Raw genomic sequence first — 23,664 nt, 5'->3', positions numbered from 1 at the left:
TAAGTTTATTGATCCGGCCATTAAATAGTTTTAAGCGGCATATTTTACGTACGGATCTTGGAAGTAAGAAGCAACGCGCTCTGGATTATTCTGCAGCATCAACATATGATCATCGACAGCGGCATGTAATTTCTCCTTGGTACGCACCGGAACTTTCGAACCGATAGCCTGCTTCAAATCTGAGTTTAATCTTTCTTCTGGATTTAATTCCGGACTGTAGCTGGGTAAATAAAAGCATTCGATCTTTTCCTTATTTTCTTCCAGCCAAGCCTTCACTGGTTTGCTGTGGTGCACTCTCAAATTATCCAGGATCAAGAACACTTTCTTCCCTGCATCCTTGATCAGTAGTTCGAGAAATTCAATGAGTCTATCTGAATTGAAATTTCCATCAATAATCTGCCAGCGTGCACAGCCTTTGTTGGTTACAGTGGCAATCATTGACAGCCGTTGCCGCGTGCCAGGAGCGTAGGTCACGGGTGTTTTTCCCTTGGGTGCAAAGCCACGTCCTCGCACATCCGTATTGACTAATCCTGTCTCATCACCCCAGTGAATCTCCCCGCCTTCAGTTCGAGCGCGCTTGGCAATATCCGGATATTGCTCATTGAGCCATTGCTTTACCGCCTCCGGGCGTTGTTCATAAGCACGTCGGATCGGCTTCTGCGGGGTAAATCCCCAACGCTTGAGGTAGTGTCCCACCGTGCGTATCGGCATGGATATGCCACATTCCTGCTCAATTAACTGTCTTATCGCCCCACGATTCCACAACGCAAAATCCATCTTCAGTTGCTCAGGACGCTTATCACAAATAAGCCGTTGCAATCTCAACTCCTGCTCTTCGCTTAGGCTGCGTTTGTCACCCGTACGTCGGCCCCGCGTCTACCAGGCTTTAGTCCAGCTGCACCACCTTCTTCATAAAGTCGAATAATCTTCTTCACAGCCGTGTCGCTCAGCTCCGTAACCTGCGCTATTTGCCCAGGTTTCCCGCCTCGCTTGTGAAGACGAATCACTTGCCGGCGACGTTCATGCAGCGCTTCATCTTTTAAGGTTCTTGCATCTATTTTTTCCATCCTCCTACGACATGCAAAATCAACAAAAATTCAAACTATTTATTGGCCGTATCTATAAATACAAATTTCATGAATAAGATAATTTATATAAAATTATGGAATAAAAAATTAATCTTCAGGGAATCAATTTATGGTTAAGCTTTATGTTATTAATGAAGAGCGAAGAAAAGCTTCGGATGAACTAGCTAACATCAGTTGTACCGAAACCACAAATCAGAAAAATAAACGCATTAATAAAAGTGTATTAGCGGAACATATTATAACAATTCAAGAAAGTAAAATAAGAGAGCAAGAAAAATTATGGGATCAACTAAATATTCGAGATTCCAAAAAATATGAAGTAGTAAAAATCTCATATGGAATATTTTCTATATTTTTATCAACTATACTTGCTCTTATAAGTTTTTCCGATAAAGGTAAATTTGACGAAATGGTAAATTCACCTGGATTTATTGCTCTTTTCTCCATAATCGTAATTGGAATGGCTTTAATAAATATGTCTATAATAATGCATATAATTTCCTTCAAACATTCAAGACTTCTATTTATTAGGCAAATCAACTGTCTTAGATATGCTATTGATTCTTGCGACTATGCACTTATTGTTGGAAATTTTCCTTGTAACTCAAAAGAGTTGAGGGATAAAAATAGTGAATATTACAGATGTATTGGGAAGCATCGAAAATTACCTGTAACAAATGATAAATTTAGAGAATTTCATAGAAGGATTTTTGAGTCAGCTGATAATTATACAATCTTGGTTATTGTTTTTCTAACGGTATGCTTGGCGTTACTGCCAATTTTTTATATGTGGAATTCAGGTAGTTCAAATATTATTGGTGCTTTTTCCGCAATCGTAGTTATTTTGTTTTGTCTGATGGTTTATTTTATCCACAAAAAAGCAAACTTAATGACAGATACTGCACTTAATGAAGGAAGAGATTATGACAATGAATCAGAAAAAAGCAACATTGAAATCAATTCTCCCAACTAAACAGCATCGTAATTGCTAGACTAGAGATTTGAACTGATAGCACGGTAGGTTGGAGTGACTCCAGGAACCCCAACCTACCCGTTACAAAAATTCCACTTTAATCGCACAGACGAGGTCTAGAACAGAGAATATTTTTAGGCTCAAGCTCGATAGGATGCGCCGACGCCAAAAGGCGCATCAGTTTTATCATTCAATTTCATAATCTTCATGACTTTTGCTAACCAGAACGCCTTTTCGTCGGCGTGTTTCATGCTTACTCTTTTGGCTGAGAAGCGTCACCCAGCAACAACGCCTGACTGTACTCTAAGAACTCATCCAAATGGGTTTCGATAATACTAATCAAGATGGGTAGTTGCAGCGCCAGATAGTCATGCACAGCAATGTTGCGAAAACCCACCATACGTTTGAGTTTGTCGGCAAGCACGGCATCGATCCAATCGCCCTGTGCCAGCAGTCCGAAGACATCACGCGTACTTTGCGGCACGCCCAGCTTTTCACCCCGGATTACGTGCTGTCCCATGTCCAGCGCTGCTTCGCAAGCCCGTTGAATGTTCAGGATGACCGCATCTTGCCGGGTGAAATCTATGGAAAAAGAGCCGGATTCTTTACATAGTCCTCCCGCGCCCGCGTCACACAGCACTCGATGGTGGCAGCCTTGTTGATCAGCACATCATCAGCCATAGACCTTTCCCCTTTTTTGAATGTCGGATAGCAACCCGGCACGAGCAGTGTCCAGTTCCGTTTTCTCACTCAAGATAGCAGTCTCGTACAAAGCCGCTTGTGCATCCAGTGCCCACCAGCGCTGACCGGTGGTGATGACTTGGTATTGCATCACGGTGGAAGCGGCACGCAGATCGAGCAAATCGACCGGGCAACCAGCCACATCCGCTAGATCACCCGCCAGCGCCCACAATACCAGAGGCTCGGCATAACCCGCGACCAGTACCGCCAGATCGAGGTCACTATCAATTTGTGCTGTGCCTTGAATGCGGCTGCCGAAAGCGTAGATGGCCAGCAGATTGGGCAAACTGGCTTGCAGTGTTTGGATGATGGCGGCTTGGTTCACCATGCGAAGCAGCTCGCTCCAACAAGCCAATCTGATGGTAAATCAAGATCTAAAAACATAAGTTCATGTGCTAAGGAAATCTAAAGAAATAAATTGATTTTGAGCATTTGATCGCATCGGCGTCGCCTAGCAATACTTTGATAAGCGCGCTCTTGTTGATTGTACCAGCCAAACCAATCAGAGTAAGCGCCATTTAACAGGCCGTTGAAAAACGTTTTCGAGGCAGCCGATGCAAGGCAAAAACAGGCGAAAAAGCGCAGTTTATGCTTAATAAATGAGCATTTTGAGTCTGTTTTTAACACCGCAGCGGCAACGCAGATAGTTTTTCAACGGCCTGTTAATGGTTTCCTTTAGTAAAAAACAAGGGTTTCCCCAATATACACAGTGCGTTAGTGAAGTTAAGATGGCATCGTTGGTTAAATAATTATCTGGAGGATACTTACCATGAAAGCACTAAAACTCTCATCACAACTACCACTGGCTGCGTTTATTGCGCTAGTCTTCTTCGCACAAATCAATTCGGTTAGCGCTTCACCAACCGATGCCGTTAGTGGCGACCATGATGCGGTAGCAAGACATTACGAAAATTTGGCTAATGACGCAAAAACAAGGTTACAAGAGAACCGGGCCATACTCGCGGAATATGAAGCACATCCTTATTATTACGGCCGTCAAGGTCAGGATCTTCTATCACACACGACTGCCAATATTCGCGAATACGAAAAGGCTTTGCAAGAAAACCTAAGTAATGCCGATCTCCACAAAAGAATGGCAGCAGAGTCTAATCATCGCGTCAATAAAGCAGCCATTAACTCAAATCATAAACTGTGATTTGACGACAAAGAATTCATATTTTTCTGCTCAAGAATGCCACAAATGCAATCACCGGTTGATGCCGGTGATTGTTCTAATCAAAAAATCCACACTATCCGGTCTTGATAATTTGCTTTTTATCACTGCGTTGATTGCACCCTCAACCAGTGTTGTAGTCAATTAAACAGATGCTTTTCTCAATGCTTTTTCAAATTCCATCCGTGCCGTATTACCGAGAGTTGTCTGGATATGGCTGGGCATTTAGCAGAATCACTTGTTAAGCAAGCCATCATCAGTTATGTTTACGGCACTTTGATAATTTCTGACTGACCCGGTCACGCCAATAAAAGCGGCGAATCCGATTTACTGACAGAAAAAATATTTACTTCTGTATTGAATTAAAAAGGATTGTTATGCTTTCCACGCCAAAATTGCCAGCCCGCAAATTTCCTATTGCTATTTGGGTAAGTGTCATCGCTGTTTTCGTAGCATTCGGAACATTGTATCGCACAAGCTCGCAAGGTGACTTATCCGAAACCTATCCGAAGGGTTTTCGCGGCGGCGCTTGCACTATCGAAACGGAAGCACTGACTATCGGTTACTCAGGTTATTATCTCCCCAAAGATTATGAATCCTCTGAGGATATAATCCGATCACCGTATGTACCCGTTCAATGCGGCAAAGTGCCTGAACCGGCTACACTGAATATTTCAATCGACCTGTTGTATCCGGAATCGGCTCGCGATTACCTGCTGGCAATGCGCTTAGTTCAAATAGAAGTGGATGAAAAAGAGCATCAGAAAGAACACGAGATACTATCGATACCCGCACAGCAACATCGAACGGGGGTGATCACACTGGCATTTAAGTTGCGCGAGCCAGGACAGTACATTCTGTATTTAAATGGCCAGAATACCGAGAACACGGATCTTCAGGTAAAAATCCCGCTACAAGTCGGCTTGAATTGGAAGGATCATCTCAGGAAGAATTTCTCGACATTCTTAAAGAATCACTGACAATTTTGAGCATTCCTCAAGACACACACTATCCACAGTATGTTCAACAAATTAAAAGTGAATCGAAGCGCAGTCCTGTATTTAATTATGTTCCTCTCAAAAAACTCACGCTGCTTGCCGCTATTAACAGTATAAAAGTAAAGGAGAGATTTTATGGATGTTACAGGTATAGCAAATGTGGCCACGGCAATGTCTGATGCCAGCACGAATCAAGCAGTCGGTATTGCAGTTCTTAAAAAAGCGATCGATCTGAATGCTGCCGGTGCGCTCGCTTTGATTGAAGCGCTTCCAGATAATAGTTCCACACAAAATCTACCGGCACATCTTGGAAAAAATATTAATACCATCGCTTAGTTATGAATCGCCCCGGGTTTTGAGGAGGCTCCAAATCTTGAGAGAATGGAGCGATGAACAAAACAAACAAATATTCCCCCGAAGTAAAAGAACGAGCAGTCCGCCTGGTGCAAGAGCATCGCAGTGAGTACCCTTCGCTGTGGGCGACGATAGAATCGATTGCGCCCAAGATCGGCTGCGCGCCGCCGACATTGCATGATTGGGTAAAGAAGCACGAGATCGACACAGGCCTACGAGATGGCATCACCAGTGAAGAGCGCGAACGCATCAAAGCACTGGAGCGTGAGGTCAAGGAATTACGTCGCGCCAATGAAATTCTGAAACTGGCCAGTGCTTTTTTCGCCCAGGCGGAGCTCGACCGCAAACTCAAATCCTGAGGTCGTTCATCGACCGGTATCGTGACACCCACGGGGTCGAGCCGATCTGCAAGGTATTGCAGGTCGCCCCGTCAGGGTATCGGCGTCACGCGGCCGAGCGGCGCAATCCGGCATTGCGTTGCACTCGTGCCCAACGCGATGAGGTTTTGATGCCAGAAATTCAGCGTGTGTGGCAGGCTAACCTGCAGGTGTATGGTGCCGACAAGGTATGGCGGCAACTTAAGCGCGAAGGAATGCAGGTAGCTCGCTGCACTGTTGAACGGCTCATGAAACGGTTGGGGCTGGAAGGTGTGCGGCGCGGCAAGGTTGTGCGAACCACGGTTCCGGACAAGGCGCTGCCGTGCCCGCTGGATCGCGTAAACCGGCAATTCAAGGCGGATCGCCCAAACCAGTTATGGGTGTCGGATTTCACCTATGTTTCCACCTGGCAGGGCTGGCTATATGTCGCGTTCGTCATCGACGTGTTTGCCCGGTGCATCGTGGGTTGGCGGGTCAGTTCCAGCATGCACACGGACTTCGTACTGGATGCGCTGGAGCAGGCTTTATACGCCCGGCAACCGGAGCTGGGTGCCTTGATTCACCACAGCGACCGGGGTTCCCAGTATGTCTCTATCCGTTATACGGAGCGGCTTGCCGAGGCTGGAATAGAACCGTCGGTTGGCAGTAAAGGAGATAGCTACGATAACGCACTAGCCGAAACGATCAACGGGCTTTACAAAGCTGAATTGATTCACAAGCAGGGGCCATGGAAAAACAGGGAATCCGTTGAATTGGCGACGTTGAACTGGGTGTTCTGGTTCAATCACCAGCGTTTGCTTGGACCCATCGGCTATATACCGCCGGCGGAAGCTGAGGCACAATACTACCGGCAGTTAGCCAACTTGGATTCTGCCAAAGTTACTTAAACCAAACAGCCTCCAGAGAACCCGGGGTGATTCAAGTTGTGGATGTTTCCAGCGCAGCAAGGCTTCTGCTTTAGTGATGTGTTGATTAGTTAAATCCAGAATAGGTTGATAGTAGACATGAAGCTCATTGCGTGTCAGTGCTCCCCTAAGATCACCGATAAGTGTCATTTTTTCATTTGCTTTCTGTTGCATTGCAGACGTAAAGTAACAAAAACGTCCGCGTCCTTGCTGTTTTGCAGCGTACATTGCCTGATCCGCGTGTTTCATTAAGCTTTCCATGTCCGTACCATCTTCCGGATAAACGGCAATACCGATACTGGTAGAGATATGATAAACAGCTGGATTTTGATTAAATTGAAACGATTTGCACAGCTCTTGAATAATGTGCTGAGCAACCATCTCAATACGTAGTTTGTTGGTGAATTCCGGTAAAATAATGATAAATTCATCTCCCCCAAGCCGTGCTACGGTATCGATTTCACGCATGCATGACTTGATGCGACTAGCAACTTCTTTAAGCAGCTCATCCCCCGCAGCATGACCGAGAGTATCATTGATGTCCTTGAAATGATCCAGATCAAGGAGAAACAATGACAGTGGTAATCCACTACGATGAGACTTTTTGATTTCCTGAGCTAGCCGATCCTTGAATAAATTGCGATTGGGTAAACCAGTGAGCTGATCGTAATTAGCTTGAGCTAAGATTAGTTCATCTTTTTGTTTTTTCTCAGTGATATCTGAGAACTGTGCGACATAGCAATAGATGTCACCACTAGGATAGCGAATAGCGCTGATGTTTAACCAACTGGCATAAATCGTGCCATTCTTATGGCGTTCCCATATTTCACCTTGCCAGTGATCTGTTTTCCTAATCGATTGTCACATTTCCTGATAAAAGGTTTTGTCATGGCGTCCAGAATTAAAAATTCTGGGGCCCTTACCCACTACATCTGCCAACTCATAGCCTGTCATGCGGGTAAATGCTGGGTTGATTTGTCTAATAATGTTATTTTCATCCGTTACCATAATAGCTTCGTTGCTTGATTGATAAATCGTGCTAGCTAACAACATGAAGTCATCTGACTCCATATGACTGGTAATATCCAAGTTCGTGCCTACCATGTGTAAGGGTTTCCCTGCAGCATCGTATACTACGGTAGCTATGACATGGAGACTACGGATAGTGCCATCTGGCCAACAAACACGGAATACGGTATCGAGTTTTTTTTCGCCACGTAACGCCATTTGGATTTCTTTCTCGATCCGTTGCAAGTCTTTTGGATATACACTTGTACTCCAGTCCTTGTAAACAGCACTGAAGTTATCTTTCGAGATGCCATACAGAGTAAACATCTGATCATCCCAAACCAATTTATCCTGGACTATGTCCCAATGCCAGATGCCCACACCGCTGGCATGTCTGGCTAGTGTCAGATGTTTGATAATTTGGTTAAGCGCATCCTCTGTTTGCTTGAATTGGGTGATATCTGTGGAAATCCCGCACAAACCAATGATTTGACCTTGATCATCGTATATTGGTTGCTTAACTGACTGGCAAATTCGCGTCTCGCCATTTGATTTGATGGTAATCTTTTCTTCTAGCTTGATTGTTTCTCCAAACTCGATCACGCGGCGGTCATTGCACTTTAACTCAGTGACAATTTCCGAATCGAAGAAATCGCAATCTTCCCGGCCGATAATATGGTCAATTGAAGTACGAAAAAGATCTTGAGCGCTCTCATTTACATACGTATAACGTCCCATTCTATCCTTCACGTAAATGAAGCAATCAAGCTGATTCAGAATCGTTTGTAACTCAATTTCTCTGTTTCCCAGCGAAATGACAGGACTATTTAACACAGAATATAGCGGGGATTCCACAGAAGTCATTGGAAATATTTCAGTTGAAGCGATTCTTATTGTTTCTTCTGATGCCATAGTTATGTCAATTCCACAACTACATCCACCGATTTGCTAAGCAGGTTGCCCTCACATCAATGCACACAGTGGATCAGGCGATCAGTTTCTACCCTAACTACTTGATAGCACTCACAAGACAGGCCTTCTAAGCCCGCCCGGTCTAGCACGGCAATATGGCCATGGTGGTGTTCAATTAATCCTTCTAACTGTAATTTTTGAGCAGCCTCCGTGATACCTTCCCGGCGCACCCCCAGCATATTAGCGATCAATTCCTGTGTGATGATCAACTCGTTCGAAGACTGCCGATCAAGAGTTGTCAGCAGCCAGCGGCAAAATCTTTGATCTATCGAATGAAACCGGTTGCAGACCGCCGTTTGTGCTACCTGTGTCATGAACACTTGAGTGTAACGTAGCACTAAATAGTGAAACGACTCATCATTAGGTTTCTCAGGAAGGTGCTCGAATTCTTTCAAAAATACATGTCTTGGCAACCGATAAGCACATCCCTGGCTGCGCACGGCGGCCCAACGCGGCATACTTTTTCCACCCATAAAGAGGGAAACACCGATGATACCTTCATTGCCGATCGCAGCTATTTCTGTACACCCGCCATTCTTCGTGTAGATAAACTTGGACACAATGCAAGTTGTGGGAAAATAGGCGTAAAGCAATTCTTCCCCCGGTTCATAAAGGATTTTTCCGTTGGTTAACAAAACACTCTCCAGATGGGGAGAAATACGTGCATAAACATCTGCAGGCAGGGCGCTGAGAAGATAATTTTGCCGAGTGTTATCCAAGTTATTCATATCTATTCTCCTGATTATAGAGTCGGCCATTAAATAGTTCGATTTGTCATAGCGGCGAAAGCCGGAATACGGAGATTCTAATCAATCTTTTTAATGGCCGGATCAATAGTTGTTATATCTGTTTTAAACTGACGGAAAATCACTGTTAACAGAATGTCTCTTCAAGTTCGTATTTTTTAACATGAAGCGTTTTGAGAAAAAATTAGGGCAACTACTTACTTAGGAGCTAATCTTTGGGTATTGAGGAGAATCGCATCTTGCAGGTTTTATGCGAAAAACGAACAACCAAACATGTTCGAACGTTAGAGAGAGAGAGAGAGAGCCATTAAACAATACGGCTCTCTTCAGTGCGATGAAGGCTTGAGCGCGGATATTCTACTCAAACTACTTAAGGAAGCTCTGATTAAGTTATTTATTCCAGTTTTGTCGACAAAGCTATCGGTAAAGTAGCTAATATAGGCATTATTGTGCGATTAATAACTGTAATTTTTAGCAGATTGCATACTATTCTGTCCCCTGATGCTGATTTTCAGGGATATTGGACGGAATTATCCCGTGGTTGGCATCCACACCTTACGGACATGGTAAAGATTAGCCAAGGCAAACAACAGATAAAGCTGTTGTGCATTCTTGAACAATCCTCGGTAACGGACTTTGGTATAACCAAATTGTCTTTTGACAATACGAAACGGATGTTCAACCTTTGCGCGTAGTGAAGCTAGCATACGATTGAGCACGGCATGTTCTGCTGGCAATTCCTCACCGCGCTTGCGTTTGAATGGCATACCCCAGACCGGCTCTTCCGGCTGTCGTTGCGCTTCCAGATTGCGATCATTACGAGTATAAGCCCGATCACCCAATACAATTGCCTCTTCGCCATGTACCAGCGCATCAATCATGTTGCCATCGGCCACTTTGGCCGTGGTAATTTCCAGGCTATGCACCAGGCCGGAATCGGCATCTACGCCTATGTGTGCTTTTAATCCAAAGTAATAGTTGTTGCCTTTCTTAGTCGAACTCATCTCGCCATCACGTTTGCGTTGCCGGTTCTTGGTCGATGGCGCAGCCGCTATCAGCGTGGCGTCAACTATCGTGCCCTGACGCAGCAATAATCCCTGTTGCGCTAACCGCCCAGTTGTTTCAGCAAACAGGCTTTGTGCCAAGTGATGCTTCTCCAGCAGGTGGCGAAACTTGAGGATCGTCGTCTCATCAGGCATAACATCTTCTCCCGCATCTAGTCCTGCAAATTCACGTAGCATCGGCACATCATGTAACGCTTCTTCCATTGCCGGATCTGAATAACCAAACCATTGCTGCATCATATGAATCCGCAGCATCGCTTCCAACGCAAATGGCTTGCGTCCCAAACCTGCTACCGGATAGTGCGGCGCGATCCGATTCGTCCAGTCTACCCATGGAACCACTTGCTCCATTTCTTCGAGAAACTTTTGCCGGCGAGTTACTTTTGGTTTCTTGATAAATAATGGAATCGACAATACTAATTGTTTCATCAATGCATTCCCTTGCAGTGGTTACAATCTACCGCGTATTTTACAAGTTTTTGGGACTTAATCAGAGTTTCCTTAATAACCAACTCAACAAATGTTTTGCTGATTACTTAGAAAGTGGATCGGTGCTTACCAATAAACCAATACTTACTGATGCCCATCACCGCATGGATAAAATTATTGCGTGGACTAGGGTAGTTCAAATAGAATCATTAAATTAAAACTAAATTCATTATAGTCTGAGAAAGAAATCCTTTCTTTCGTAAGTAATTTTTATGTGCGTACAGTTTTATGCAATGGATCAACGTTACCGCTTAACCTAACATTAAATTTAAAATCTTATTTCGGTTATAAAATGAGCATTGCCCCTAAAAAATAGATGGCCAAGCAATCAATAACCCAATCTGCTTTTCTTTATTTCGATACGCAGCCGCCTTTGTTTCACTACGCTCTGGCGATGCTGACAGTCACCTTAGCCTTGCTCGCGACGTTCAAAATTCCGGTCATTGGCGAGCGCACAGCATTCATGTTATTTTTTTTTGCAATTATCCAGTCCACATTCTGGCTCGGACGAAATCCTGGAATCTTTGCCATCGCTTTATCTTTAATTGCGATTAATGCGTTTATATTATTTCCGATTTGGGCTTCTGCACCCTACGATGCTTTTATTTTAAACGCGGGCTTTTGCATTTTGTCTGTTGTTATCATCGCCACAACCAATCTCCATCGCAGGTCAACTACGGCGCTGTGGAAAAGCCAGAAACGCTATATCGAGATAGTTGAGTCGGCAAGGGACGCGATAATCACAATCGATGCTGATCAAACTATTCTGGTGTTCAATTTAGCAGCGGAAAATATGTTCGGTTGTACCGCAAATGATGCAATCGGAAAACTCATTGAACGTTTTATCCCGGAACGCTTTCGCTTCGACCACTGCTGCATGCATATTCATGCTTCTGGGTATACCGGCTCCACGAACCATAAAACACCCGAACTTTACACTGTGACAGGTCTCCGTACTAATGGCGAGAAATTTCCTATAGAAGCCACCATATCTTGCTGCGAAACAAACGAAAAAAAAACGTTCACTGTCATCCTGCGCGATGTCTCTGAGCGATTGTGCACGGAAGTTGCACTGCGCAAAAGTGAAGCGCAGCTTGCCCTAGTAGTTGATGAGGTAAAGGCAGGCTATTGGGACTGGGATCTCATATCACACACATTATACTTTTCGCCCGAATGGAAGCAGCAAATCGGCATGGACGAAAAGGAAATACCCAACAGCTGGGAAGAATGGAAGAATCGTTTGCATCCCAACGACCAGAAATCGGTTTTAACAGCTATTGAAAACTATATCGGCGAGCGTCAACCAGTTTTTGATATAGAATTTCGCTTACGCCATCAGGATGGTTCGTACCGCTGGATTCACTCACGCGGCGGATTGTTGCGCGATCCCAATAATCATCCCTATCGGATGCTGGGTATCAATTTGGACATTACCGACTACAAGAAGGCAACGGAGCTGAATTTACGGCGCGATTCGATGGAAAGAGCGTTCCGATTATATGTCGCCAGCCAAACAGCCATCGCTATCGCGCATGAACTGAACCAGCCGCTCAGCGCCCTCTCATCCTATACGGATCTCGCATTGACTATGCTGCAAAACGCCAACAAAGATTCGCAAAAGTTCTCTTATATATTGAAAAATTGTTCTCTCCAAGTACTTCGAGCCGGGGAAGTGATACAGCAGTTGATGAGCGTATTGCATAAGGGAGAAACTGTTATCGAAACGATAGATATCAATAACTCGATCCATGAAGCAATCAATTTTATCAAGATGAGTGGATATTTAGATTTAGGTGCTTTTAAATTCGAAATGGATCTCGCAGACGGTCTGCCGCTGGTTGCGGCCAATGGTCTACAAATCCAAAAGATACTGACTATTCTGTTGCAAAATGGCTTAGAGTCTATGCAAGAAAGTGGGAGAAATACCGGAATCATCACCATCACATCGCGTTGCTGCGCCGATGATCCGTCTAGGGCACATGTAACAGTATGCGATAGTGGAATTGGCGTGAAGGACATCACCGCACTTAAACTCATTTTCCAACCCTTCTACACCACCAAATCCGAGGGCTTAGGCATGGGTCTCGCTGTTAGTCGTGCCTTGATAGAAGCGCACAACGGAAAGATGTGGGCTGAGAAAAATGCCATTTCTGGCATAAGTATCCACTTTACTTTACCCTTTGTGATATGAGTACTGAACCTTGTGTTTTTATTGTCGATGACGATTACGCGGTACGCGATGCACTCAGGCTGGTAATTGAAAATGCTGGCCTTACTTGCCAGACTTTTGAAAGCGCTGAGCACTTTCTGCAAGCTTCCTTTCTGAATGAATACGGCTGCTTGCTGCTCGACGTTAACATGCCGGGAATGAGTGGCGATGAATTGCAAGCCGAACTCAACCGTCGCAATATGCACTTTCCGATTATTTTCCTCACCGCGTATGGCAGCATACCTCAAACAGTTCGTGTAATGAAAGCTGGGGCAATCGATTATCTAACGAAGCCTATTTCAAACAATCTGTTAATAAAACGCATTCAGGCCGTGTTGCAAGAGGCAATTAAGCGGAAAGAAAAAGTTCTGGCGATACAAATGCTAAATAGCCGCTTAAACGAACTGACAAGCCGCGAATTAGAGATCTTGCCGTTGATTGCAGCAGGCCATTCCAATAAGGAAATTGGTCGGCAGCTCGGAATAAGTTACCGTACTATTGAAGTTCATCGCGCACGGATATTACGCAAAACCGGCATGACCAGTATCCTGGAATTAGGCCGCTTGTGCGAAGCATGCCAATTGGTGTCAGACCAAGCACCTCAAGAAATGAATGTAAAATCCAACTTTCCAGAATCATGAATTATCATCGTTCTGTAAACTTGTTTTAACAGGATACCGTATGAAAAATTGAAAAACGTTTAATTAAGCTGTCAGTAACACTAATAATCCTCAGAACTAAACATAGGCATGTTAATCGATAACAGATCGCGTGAAGCGCTATTAGCCGAGATAGACGCACTCCGCCTTCGGCTCGAAGAATCTGAACAGATACTGCAAGGTTACGAACGTGTATACCGGATTCTGGTCGAGACCATGAACGAAGGCGCCGCCATCCTAACAATGGATGGCGTCATCCTCTATTGTAATAACCGCTTGGCTACACTGCTGCAAGTAGCGCTAGATCAACTCATCGGATCTTCGTTAGGAGCTTATGTGACCCCCCCGGATTATCCATTGATCACATCCCTTCTGGAAAATCACACCCAGGGTTGCGATAATCAGGAACTCTCCTTGATAAGTGGAGTGGGTAAATCCATACCGGTGCTATTTTCCTGCTGCAGCATAGGATTTTCTGGCAACCAGCGGATAAGCGTGATCATCACCAACAACACTGAGTACAAGCAGACCGAGATGGAGCTTTTTGCCAGTGAAAAGGGGTTTCGTCTATTAGCCGAGGGCATACCGCAAATTGTCTGGGTCACTCGGGCAGATGGCTGGAACTGTTATTTCAACCAACAATGGGTGGAATATACAGGGCTCACACTGGAAGAAAGCTATGGTCACGGATGGAATAAACCTTTTCACCCCGACGACCAACAACGCGCCTGGGATGCCTGGCAGAATGCAGTAATAAACAATGACTCCTATTCACTTGAATGCCGGTTGCGTCGCGCTGACGGGATTTATCGCTGGTGGTTGATTCGCGGCGTGCCTGTTTTAAACAATGCGGGGAATATTCAAAACTGGTTTGGTACTTGTACTGATATCGACAATATCAAGCAAGCCGAGACACTAATACAGATAGCAGCCGAAGCCGAACGAGAACGTGCCGCTACGGCACTCCGCGAGAGTGAATCGTTGTACCGTGCTATCGGAGAATCCATTGATTATGGTGTTTGGGTTTGCGATTCAGAAGGTAGCAATATTTATGCAAGTTCGAGTTTTCTCAATCTCGTCGGACTCACCCAAGATCAATGCTCGAATTTCGGATGGAATAACGTGTTGCACCCCGACGATGCTGAAAGCACCCTTTTGGCTTGGCAAGAGTGTATCCGAACGGGTAGTGTGTGTGATATGGAGCATCGTTTCCGCGGGGCAGATGGGCAATGGCATCCAATTCTAACCCGCGGTGTACCGGTGCGGGACAAAAACGGAAATATCAAATACTGGGCTGGTATCAATCTCGACATCACCCAACAGAAAAAGACTGAAGCGCTACTGCGCGAATCAGACCGGCGCAAAGATGAATTCCTGGCCATGCTCGGTCACGAACTGCGCAACCCGCTCTCGCCCATCAGTAATGTGGCGCAGATCTTGTCTTCATTCCCTCTCCAGGAATCGACATTGAACTGGGCCACTGAGACGCTTAATCGTAATGTGACCCATATTACCAAACTTGTTGATGACTTATTGGATGTGTCGCGCATTACCAGAGGCCTAGTGAAGATCCAACGGGAACGCGTCGAGCTGGTTAAGCTGCTCAAAGATTTGACAGAATCAATTCTGCCATTAATCCAAACAAAACATCAGACGCTCAGTCTCGAATTGCCTTCACAGCCCATCTATCTGCTAGGCGATCCTATCCGTCTTACCCAGGTGTTCGCCAATCTGCTAAACAATGCTGTTAAATATACCGATGCGGGTGGCTGTATTGACCTGAGAGTAGGTGTCGAGTGTTCTTCAATCTTTGTTCACGTCCGGGACAATGGCATGGGCATTGAACCGCAATTGCTGCCTCATATCTTCGATTTATTCATCCAAGGAAGAATAGAACTCGACCGCTCCGAAGGTGGCTTGGGACTTGGTCTTACTTTGGCGAAGAAGCTGATCGAACTACATGGCGGCCAAATCACAGCTCACAGCCAAGGTGTCAACCAGGGTTCACAATTCTTGATTCAGTTACCTGGACTCGTAGACAAAACGATTCTGGCAAAGCCACTAATTCCGCAGAGCCCAACTAAAGAGACTGATCAAAGTCTGCGAATTTTGCTGATTGATGATAATGAGGATGTTGTGGAAAGTACCGCTTTATGGTTTGAGATGTCGGGACATCAAATAGCGATTGCACGCAACGGAACACAGGGCGTATCTACTGCACAGACATTTAAACCTGACGTCATTCTGTTGGATATCGGACTACCCGACATAGATGGTTATCAGGTCGTCAGAAAGCTACGTGATCTGCCTACTACCCGGCGGGTGTTGATTATTGCCTTGAGCGGCTATATGCTAAATAAGACTTTGCTCGAGGAAGTAACTGATTTTGATTATTATCTGTTAAAGCCGCCCAACTTTGACCAATTAAGGAATTTGCTTGCCGAATACAAACGCTCTAATCTGCGTACAGGAGATCTATACACATAAAAAGACTCATCTTCCGCTATCATTACCACAGTGTAATATTGCGTTTATGTGCGATCCCGGAAAAAGGGTAGCGAAAGAATATCAGAAATAACTTGCCTTTTAACCCTTTGGGCATGACGATTATCAACCGCCTTCAACTTCATAATATAACTTCTCATGATTTCTGGATCCAATTTTAACCCGACGGCTTTCGATTCGCTGGAATCCCAGCAAAAACGCCTTTACCGTCTCAGTAAAACAGCCGGAATTGGCGATTGGTCTCATACTTTCAAGACTAACATTACGATCTGGTCGGAGTATTTGTATGATTTTTATGAGTTAGATAAAAACCATGATTGCTCAACCCTGCTTGAAAGCACGCATTTTTATCAGGGATCTGAGAAAGAAAGAATGCTCGCATTGATTGCACAGGTCACCTCTGAGAGAACCGAGCGGACCGAAGAATTTATGATTGTGATGGATGATGGCAAATTCAAATGGCACACCACAACCATCTACCCGATGCTTGATGAGCAAGGAAGCCTAATCGGTTTGTATGGCATTTTGCAAAATATCACAGAAAAAAAACAGGTGGCAGAAAATAAGCAGAAAGAGCATCTTCTCTACAATTACATACTCGATAGATTACCTATCGAGCTGGTCGTGCTGAACAAGGAAGGCCGGTATATTTATGCTAATGATGCAGCCATTAAGAGCAAAGAGCGCCGCGGAATCGTGATTGGAATTAATCCTAGCGGGGATAGCGATCTTGAAAACTGGATTCCTGCTGCTGAATCTAGGCGCAATGAAGTCATGACAGAATGTACGGTTAATAAAAAATCAGTGACTTTTGAAGAGATACTTACTGATTCCGATGGCACAGAACGAACCTATATGCGCAACATGTATCCGCTTTTAGATGAAAACGGTGACGCAGAGCTGCTAATCGGATACGGCATGGACATCACTGCAAGAAAAAAGAACGAATTGGAGATACAGCGAATGGCCATTGTTGCTGAGAAAACCAATGGCATCGTGATGATTACCGATCCCGAAAAGCGCGTGATATGGATCAATAATAGTTTTGAAAAAATCTTGGGGTATAAGTCTGAAGAGGTGATTGGAATTGATCCTGGAATTTTTCTCCAAGGGCCGGAAACCTCTATCGAAACAATCTGTGAAATCACCCGCTCGCTAAGGGATACAGGTACATTCTCCGGTGAAATTCTGAACTATACAAAAAGCGGCGACAAGATCTGGCTTTATCTTAATATCGCTGCGGTTTATGATGACGCCGGCAAATTGATCAACTATGTGGCTGTTGAAAACGATATTACGCTAATAAAAATGGCGGAACAGCGACTTCAAAAAGCCATGGAAAAAGAACGCGAACTCAACCGCTTCAAAACTCAATTCGTCAATCTGGCTTCGCACCAATTCCGCACACCACTTGCAACCATTCGTTCGAGCATTGATCTACTGGATCTGAAAATGGAATCAACCAACCTCAGCACTTCCTTTATCGATTTCTTTCAGAAACACAAAACGATTATGGCAGAGGAAACAACCCGCATGACGGAACTGATGGAAAACATTCTGGACATCGGCCGGATTGACGAAGGCAAAATAGAATTATTCAAGAAAAATCGCCCATTCCAGCAATTTATGGATACATTTGTTCAGTCTAACATTGAACCCATTGGACAGCAGAGAATGCTGAACTACCATTTTGAAGCGCCAGATCGCATTATCAGTATGGATGAAATTCTGCTGCGGAATGTTTTACGCAATGTTGTGTCGAATGCTTTTAAATATTCTGAAGGCAAGCAAGCACCTGAACTTACTGTCACATTCCATGATAATGCTTACTTAATAACGATAAAGGATTATGGAATCGGCATTCCGGAAAAAGATCAGCCATTTCTGTTCCAGTCTTTTTTCCGGGCATCCAATGCCAAGGTTTTTCCCGGAAGCGGACTTGGGCTCATGATCGCCAAAAAATTAATCGTGATACACGGTGGTGATATCAGTTTTGCCAGTACTGCCGGAAACGGTTGTACGGTAACGATTCAATTGTGTTTATAAACAGGAACAATGAACAATACGCTGATTCTTGTAATAGAGGATGAAAAAGCACTACGTGAAAACATAGCCGAGATTATTGCGCATTATGGTTTTCGCGTAATCAGCACACCCACCGGTGAGGAAGGAATCAGAATGGCGCTGGAGTTTATTCCGGACATTATCATTTGCGACATCATGCTTCCTGGAATAGATGGCTTCGAAGTGTTCACCCGAGTAAAGCAGATACCGCAATTACCGGCTACAGCATTTATTTTTCTTACCGCAAAATCGACCCGTTCAGATACCCGCATTGGAATGAACATGGGAGCAGATGATTTTCTCACCAAGCCATTCACGAAGGAAGAATTGATTAATAGCATCAGGGCACGGCTTGAGAAATTATCCAAAAAAAGCAAGCATCAGCTGGAGAACGATGAATTGATTGAGGCGACACTTGAGAAACTGACGAGCCTCACTAAAGCAGAACGCAAAGTACTCAATGCGATATCTGAAGGATACACTACCCCGCAAATTGCTCAGAAGTTGTTTGTGAGCAAAAAAACAATAGAAAATCACCGCGTCAATATTTCCCGAAAACTCAATCTTAGCGGGCCTAATAGCCTAATCAGTTTTGCATTGCGCTTAAGAGCGCACCATTCAAACGATCACTCTCCAGATAGCCACACACCAACCGCATCAAATTAATCCTTCTTCAAACAGCGGTTTTTCGTCATTTGCAACAAATTTAGAATCCCCTCGCGCCTTTTACATTGATTGCCCACAGCCATTTCTCGTATCGAAGATTCTGTGCATCGCACTTAAAAATGAGTGGATCCACTCATTGTAAAAGAATAGCAATACGCTATTCTTAACTGCGTAAAAAAGGGTTTATGAAGACAATCTTATTATTTTAGGAATCAATATACTTTACTAAATCTTTACGCTGTATTCATTAACTAAACAAACGGAGGTTATGATGGCAACAACTTATGGCACAACGGGCGCAAGTTCGAGCGCTAACTATGACATGTCGCTGTGGTACGACTCAAAGTACTACAAGATAGGAATGCTCACCATGTTATTGGTGGCGATATTTTGGATCTGGTATCAAAGGACATTTGCATATTCACACGGCATGGACTCGATGGAACCGGAATTTGACAAAGTGTGGATGGGACTGTGGCGCGTACACATGACCCTGATGCCTTTATTTGCTTTGATCACCTGGGGCTGGATCCTGAAGACCCGTGACACGAAAGAACAACTGGACAACCTGGATCCAAAGTTAGAGATCAAACGTTATTTCTACTGGATGATGTGGCTGGGTGTGTATTTGTTTGGTGTTTACTGGGGCGGAAGCTTCTTCACCGAACAAGATGCATCGTGGCACCAAGTGATTATTCGTGACACTAGCTTCACGCCAAGTCACGTAGTGGTGTTTTACGGCTCATTCCCGATGTACATCGTATGTGGCATAGCCTCATACCTGTACGCGATGACCCGTTTGCCACTGTATAGCCGCGGCACATCATTCCCGCTGGTTATGGCAATTGCAGGCCCATTGATGATTCTGCCTAACGTAGGATTGAACGAATGGGGTCATGCATTCTGGTTCATGGAAGAACTGTTCAGTGCGCCATTGCACTGGGGCTTTGTGATTCTGGGCTGGGCAGGCTTGTTTTCAGGTGGTATCGCAGCACAAATTATCACCCGTTACTCCAACCTGACCGACGTTATCTGGAATAACTCAAGCAAAGAGATTCTGAACAACCGGATAGTTCCTTAATCTCTCTCTCTGGTGTATTTGTAACAATTTTCCGTGGCCTGTTTATACAGGCCGCGGAACTAAAAGCGTATAAAAATACTCCGTAGAATACCAATCAATAAGTGTAGGGGGTTTATATGATTAGACAAATAATAAAAATATGGGCTTTAGCAGCTATGCTTTCCGTAGCACTTTATTCTGGCTTTGCCGCCGCTCACGGCAAGGTATCTTTGGAAGCTGATGCTTGTGTACGTAATATATCCGGCAGTATGGTGCATTTGAGCACTTATCAGCCGCAACACGATCCGGAAGCGGAATACTGCACCGAAATCCCTAAAGAGGGTGAAACTTTGTGGGTTTTAGATCTTGTAGATCAGGCGCTACGTGACATGCCTATTATTATCAAAATTGTAAGAGGCAGCGGCCAAGCATTAAGTGATACGGTAACCTCTTTGTATTCAACCAATCATTCCGATGGCGTCATTAAAGGTGAATTTAATCTGGATGAAGGGCAATATACGCTATTCGTTACAGGAGAAGGCGTACCACCACTGCACTATGAGTATCCACTACGAATTCAAATGACCAATTACAAGGATACTTTTTTAACTGCCGTACCCTATATTATTACTTTCTTGTTACTCGCTTTGCTTACGGATAAATTACTGAAACGGCGAAGAATGCAGCACTAACAATTGTTTGCCTTAAGTTGAGAATACTACATCAGTGGCTTGCTATTTTTTTGATACCAAGCCACTGAGAAATATTATCGTGGAGGTGGAGGCGGCGGATTGCCGGGTGGTGGTGGCGGAGGTACAAAATTTGCTGGCAGCGTTGAAGTTCTCCTGTCTTTGCCGCCACTAGTACCCGGTGGATTATTCATAATTCTGCCATCAACGGGAACACGATGCCCTTTGGCATACATACACTGAGTATAACTGATGTCGTATCGCTGCTGACTGGCGTACCCTGAAGTCGTAGCAGTGCTTGATCCAATCAGTCCACCCAACAATAAGCCTGTGCCAGCACCGATAGCTGCGCCATGGCCGCCCCCTAAAGCAGCACCAGCAGCAGCACCAAGCCCGGCTCCAATAGCTGCACTTTCTATACCACTGGTTCGAGATGCTTGCCGTGGAGTAGTGCCGCCCACTTGTTCATCCGCATACTGTCTGCATTCGTATTCATCGGAACGAAACTGATCAAAACTTTTGCCAGAGCCAGGTAATGTCATCACACTTGGACCGGTTGGTATATTGACACATGCAGTTAATAGGCAGGCAATCAGTAAGACAAATAAAATTCTTGACGTTAACATGTTTTACCTCTTTGCATTATTGTGCAGGTGGTTGGGGAGCAACTTGTAGCCATCCGCCCGGGCAATTTTTGACATACGGATAGTAACCTTCAGGGTTTTGGCAATAATGCCAGTAATTAGTCTGTTGCCGGACCGGCCTGGCTTGTTCTTGCTGGATATAGACAGGTGGGGTTACCGGCACGACTACTGTAGGCGGGTAGCTATAATATGGTCTACTGAAAAATGGATCAGAGTAGCCATAAGAACGATATCCATAGAAACCCGAGCCATAGAAGCCAGAGCCATAAAAACCGGGAGAATATCCGCCTACACTGATACCTATATTGAAATGATTATGCCTGTGGCCATGCCCGTGCCCTCCACGCGCCCAAACGGCATCATTTGCTGTTAGTGCAAGCACGATAACTATAAATATTAGATATATCCAATTTAGATTCTTCATGTCCGCCACCTCGCCGATTAATCCTTAACTCACGCTCTCTTAGGGTGTTGCGGTTGATTATTAAGCCTGCTCCGCAATATCCTCAATTACCATGATTTAGGCCTTTTATTCGAATTGATTGTATTGTTTTATGGCTGAATGAAAGCTGAATAGTCAGAAAGACGCAATTTATGCAAAACAGATTAAAATACATCAAATAAATAACGTCATCCGTACATTCCGGTCAAGGTGATTCACATTGCCCGGCGGACATGACACAAAGGAGGAAAATAGTGAAACTGCTGACCTGGAATATTCAATGGGGACGTGGATTGGACGGACGCGTTGATCTGCAACGCATTTTACAGACTATTCACCAACTGGGAGATTTTGATGTTATCTGTTTACAGGAAGTTGCTGTCAATTTTTCCGGCTTACCAGGCAGCCAAGGTGAAGATCAGATTGCTGAGTTATCGGCTGGATTACCCGGTTACACTGCGATTTATGGTCCCGCGACGGATGTGCCGGATGGTCACGGCGGCCGCAGCCTTTTTGGCAATGCTATTTTCTCCCAGCTACCCGTCGGTCAAATCTGGCGGCATCTTTTGCCGTGGCAAACGGAATTAGCCACACCCAGCATGCAACGAGTAATGGTAGAAGCCGTTGTGACAGCAGATTTTGGTCCGCTACGTGTCATGACTACGCATCTTGAATACTACTCACAGCATCAGCGTAAAATCCAAATCGATGCCATCCGCCGTCTGCACCGTGAGGCTTGCACCATGTCAAAACGCAAATTACTAGCTGAAGAACAAGGCGGAACGTTTGAAGTTTTTCCCAGGCCTGCACAGGCTTTGCTGTGCGGAGACCTGAATTTCCCAGCCACAGCGCCTGAGAAATTGCGAATTCTTGCCCCTTTCAGCAATGACATACCCAGCTTTCACGATACCTGGTCGGTATTACATCCCGGCACACACCATGCACCGACAGTCGGCATTCACTCGGTAGATTTCGTCGACCGCCCAGAATGTTTTGATTTCGTTTTTATTACCGATGGATTAGTAAACCATCTCAAAGCACATGGTATTGATGCAGCAACTGAAGCTTCGGATCATCAACCGGTATGGGTTGAGTTTGGATAAAGTAAAAAATGTGAACAATCAGGTTGTGTCTAAATTCATTACACTAACTATCGCTAGGTAATATACTCAGCTCAATCGTTATTTTTACAAATAGGCATGTCATGATGAATATCGATAAATATTTTGATCGACTCCATATAGAGCTCGAAAAAGATACTGATAGATCTGTAGCAATAGTAGCTGCTGCTTTAGTAGATGACGTATTAAAAGAGTTATTAGCACGAAAGCTGCTACCCCACAAAGATAAAGAAAACTGTATATTCTCTAAACCAGGTAGTCCTATTGGTAGTTTTTCTTCTCGTATTAATGCAGCCTATCAATTAGGCTTGATTTCTTCATTAATGTATAGAGACTTACAGTTGCTGAGGAAAATACGAAATGAATTTGCGCATGAACCATTTGCCCTGTCATTCGATGATCCCTCAATAAAATCAAAAGTTATTGAGTTGGATAAAAAATCAGATTACATCAATCGGAATTCAGAAGCTCGACATAATATAGGGGGGAAAGGTACAAGAATTGACTTTATATTCCTAGTAGGTTGGCGACTTTATGCTTTAACGCGGGCAATTGAAGATATCGAAATAGTACAAGAAAAACCCCCAGAATTTGGCTATATTGACCTTGGTAGCTAATAATACAAATATATAATATACAAGTAATTCAGTCATATAGATAGACTATCACTCTAGTAGCTCGTGTTAACTCAAGTTAATCGCTACCTAAAATGCAAA

At 44.4% G+C, this 23,664-nt stretch carries 22 protein-coding genes, 1 pseudogene and 1 other annotated feature; of the genes and pseudogenes, 14 read left to right on the top strand and 9 right to left on the bottom strand.

The genetic code is table 11. The annotated features are described in order from the left end of the window. Positions 1 to 30: 30 nt before the first annotated feature. A pseudogene (locus NIT79A3_RS06205) lies at positions 31 to 1,067 on the bottom strand (IS630 family transposase). Between the two features lie 130 nt (positions 1,068 to 1,197). Here NIT79A3_RS06205 and NIT79A3_RS06200 point away from each other — a divergent pair. Further along, positions 1,198 to 2,061 carry a hypothetical protein gene (locus NIT79A3_RS06200; protein ID WP_013965369.1) on the top strand — a complete coding sequence of 288 codons (864 nt, stop codon included), beginning with the start codon at positions 1,198 to 1,200 and terminating at the stop codon, positions 2,059 to 2,061. A 253-nt stretch (positions 2,062 to 2,314) separates the two neighbouring features. Here the strand turns inward: NIT79A3_RS06200 and NIT79A3_RS06195 are convergent, their stop codons facing one another. Further along, positions 2,315 to 2,701, bottom strand: a complete 387-nt coding sequence (locus NIT79A3_RS06195; protein ID WP_013965368.1) for a DUF86 domain-containing protein — start codon at positions 2,699 to 2,701, stop codon at positions 2,315 to 2,317. 33 nt (positions 2,702 to 2,734) lie between these two features. Further along, a complete protein-coding gene (locus NIT79A3_RS06190; RefSeq protein WP_013965367.1) occupies positions 2,735 to 3,130 on the bottom strand; it encodes a nucleotidyltransferase domain-containing protein in 396 nt (131 codons plus the stop codon). A gap of 441 nt (positions 3,131 to 3,571) precedes the next feature. On the opposite strand from NIT79A3_RS06190, the gene NIT79A3_RS06185 reads away from it, so the two are divergent. From NIT79A3_RS06185 to NIT79A3_RS06165, 4 genes are all read left to right on the top strand, one after another. Beyond that, positions 3,572 to 3,958 carry a hypothetical protein gene (locus NIT79A3_RS06185; protein ID WP_013965366.1) on the top strand — a complete coding sequence of 129 codons (387 nt, stop codon included), beginning with the start codon at positions 3,572 to 3,574 and terminating at the stop codon, positions 3,956 to 3,958. Between the two features lie 395 nt (positions 3,959 to 4,353). Next, positions 4,354 to 4,956: a hypothetical protein gene (locus NIT79A3_RS06180; protein WP_013965365.1), complete on the top strand. Its 603-nt coding sequence runs from the start codon at positions 4,354 to 4,356 to the stop codon at positions 4,954 to 4,956. Between the two features lie 153 nt (positions 4,957 to 5,109). Beyond that, positions 5,110 to 5,310: a YjfB family protein gene (locus tag NIT79A3_RS06175; protein WP_013965364.1), complete on the top strand. Its 201-nt coding sequence runs from the start codon at positions 5,110 to 5,112 to the stop codon at positions 5,308 to 5,310. Between the two features lie 53 nt (positions 5,311 to 5,363). Further along, positions 5,364 to 6,592 (top strand): IS3 family transposase gene (locus NIT79A3_RS06165; RefSeq protein WP_156796972.1). Its coding sequence is split into 2 segments (ribosomal slippage): positions 5,364 to 5,652 and positions 5,652 to 6,592, totalling 1,230 coding nucleotides; the frame shifts between segments, so codons are not numbered across the junction. Then, positions 5,642 to 5,758: a sequence feature (AL1L pseudoknot), on the top strand. Its footprint overlaps the gene before it by 117 nt. Here the strand turns inward: NIT79A3_RS06165 and NIT79A3_RS19070 are convergent. The 4 genes from NIT79A3_RS19070 to NIT79A3_RS06145 form a co-directional block, all read right to left on the bottom strand. After that, on the bottom strand, positions 6,560 to 7,297 hold the full coding sequence (locus tag NIT79A3_RS19070; protein WP_348225762.1) for a diguanylate cyclase: 738 nt from the start codon (positions 7,295 to 7,297) through the stop codon (positions 6,560 to 6,562). The genes NIT79A3_RS06165 and NIT79A3_RS19070 overlap by 33 nt on opposite strands. 174 nt (positions 7,298 to 7,471) lie before the next feature. Further along, complete coding sequence (locus NIT79A3_RS06155) at positions 7,472 to 8,530, bottom strand: GGDEF and EAL domain-containing protein (RefSeq protein ID WP_041360199.1); 1,059 nt, start codon at positions 8,528 to 8,530, stop codon at positions 7,472 to 7,474. A 56-nt stretch (positions 8,531 to 8,586) separates the two neighbouring features. After that, the gene (locus tag NIT79A3_RS06150) at positions 8,587 to 9,318 is read right to left on the bottom strand and encodes a Crp/Fnr family transcriptional regulator (RefSeq protein ID WP_013965363.1); all 732 of its coding nucleotides are present in this window, start codon (positions 9,316 to 9,318) and stop codon (positions 8,587 to 8,589) included. A 548-nt stretch (positions 9,319 to 9,866) separates the two neighbouring features. Beyond that, positions 9,867 to 10,829, bottom strand: coding sequence for an IS5 family transposase (locus tag NIT79A3_RS06145; protein ID WP_013964369.1), 963 nt, complete (start codon positions 10,827 to 10,829; stop codon positions 9,867 to 9,869). A 376-nt stretch (positions 10,830 to 11,205) separates the two neighbouring features. Between NIT79A3_RS06145 and NIT79A3_RS06135 the strand changes: the two genes are divergently transcribed. From NIT79A3_RS06135 to NIT79A3_RS06105, 7 genes are all read left to right on the top strand, one after another. After that, positions 11,206 to 13,080: a PAS domain S-box protein gene (locus NIT79A3_RS06135; protein WP_013965361.1), complete on the top strand. Its 1,875-nt coding sequence runs from the start codon at positions 11,206 to 11,208 to the stop codon at positions 13,078 to 13,080. Continuing rightward, on the top strand, positions 13,077 to 13,739 hold the full coding sequence (locus tag NIT79A3_RS06130) for a response regulator (protein WP_013965360.1): 663 nt from the start codon (positions 13,077 to 13,079) through the stop codon (positions 13,737 to 13,739). The genes NIT79A3_RS06135 and NIT79A3_RS06130 overlap by 4 nt, the downstream gene beginning before the upstream one ends. Positions 13,740 to 13,847: 108 nt before the next feature. Next, positions 13,848 to 16,244 carry a PAS domain S-box protein gene (locus NIT79A3_RS17755; protein WP_013965359.1) on the top strand — a complete coding sequence of 799 codons (2,397 nt, stop codon included), beginning with the start codon at positions 13,848 to 13,850 and terminating at the stop codon, positions 16,242 to 16,244. 156 nt (positions 16,245 to 16,400) lie between these two features. Then, on the top strand, positions 16,401 to 18,308 hold the full coding sequence (locus tag NIT79A3_RS06120; protein WP_013965358.1) for a PAS domain-containing protein: 1,908 nt from the start codon (positions 16,401 to 16,403) through the stop codon (positions 18,306 to 18,308). A gap of 9 nt (positions 18,309 to 18,317) precedes the next feature. Next, entirely contained in the window at positions 18,318 to 18,992 is a 675-nt protein-coding gene (locus NIT79A3_RS17750; protein ID WP_013965357.1) for a response regulator transcription factor, read from the top strand. Between the two features lie 271 nt (positions 18,993 to 19,263). Beyond that, the gene (locus tag NIT79A3_RS06110) at positions 19,264 to 20,073 is read left to right on the top strand and encodes a methane monooxygenase/ammonia monooxygenase subunit C (RefSeq protein WP_013965356.1); all 810 of its coding nucleotides are present in this window, start codon (positions 19,264 to 19,266) and stop codon (positions 20,071 to 20,073) included. A gap of 116 nt (positions 20,074 to 20,189) precedes the next feature. Continuing rightward, positions 20,190 to 20,744 carry a hypothetical protein gene (locus NIT79A3_RS06105; protein ID WP_013965355.1) on the top strand — a complete coding sequence of 185 codons (555 nt, stop codon included), beginning with the start codon at positions 20,190 to 20,192 and terminating at the stop codon, positions 20,742 to 20,744. Positions 20,745 to 20,818: 74 nt separating this feature from the next. Here the strand turns inward: NIT79A3_RS06105 and NIT79A3_RS06100 are convergent, their stop codons facing one another. Both NIT79A3_RS06100 and NIT79A3_RS06095 read right to left on the bottom strand, forming a co-directional pair. After that, on the bottom strand, positions 20,819 to 21,367 hold the full coding sequence (locus tag NIT79A3_RS06100) for a YMGG-like glycine zipper-containing protein (protein WP_013965354.1): 549 nt from the start codon (positions 21,365 to 21,367) through the stop codon (positions 20,819 to 20,821). 16 nt (positions 21,368 to 21,383) lie between these two features. Beyond that, positions 21,384 to 21,809, bottom strand: coding sequence for a hypothetical protein (locus tag NIT79A3_RS06095; RefSeq protein WP_013965353.1), 426 nt, complete (start codon positions 21,807 to 21,809; stop codon positions 21,384 to 21,386). A gap of 272 nt (positions 21,810 to 22,081) precedes the next feature. On the opposite strand from NIT79A3_RS06095, the gene NIT79A3_RS06090 reads away from it, so the two are divergent. Together NIT79A3_RS06090 and NIT79A3_RS17745 are read left to right on the top strand one after the other, a co-directional pair. Next, positions 22,082 to 22,930 (top strand): endonuclease/exonuclease/phosphatase family protein, encoded by an 849-nt coding sequence (locus NIT79A3_RS06090; protein ID WP_013965352.1) that lies wholly within the window; start codon positions 22,082 to 22,084, stop codon positions 22,928 to 22,930. A 101-nt stretch (positions 22,931 to 23,031) separates the two neighbouring features. Continuing rightward, positions 23,032 to 23,565: an MltR family transcriptional regulator gene (locus NIT79A3_RS17745; protein WP_013965351.1), complete on the top strand. Its 534-nt coding sequence runs from the start codon at positions 23,032 to 23,034 to the stop codon at positions 23,563 to 23,565. The last annotated feature ends 99 nt before the right edge of the window (positions 23,566 to 23,664 follow it).

It is taken from the genome of Nitrosomonas sp. Is79A3, assembly GCF_000219585.1.
Classification (GTDB): Bacteria; Pseudomonadota; Gammaproteobacteria; order Burkholderiales; family Nitrosomonadaceae; genus Nitrosomonas.
This window is presented reverse-complemented; position numbering and strand designations above follow the sequence as displayed.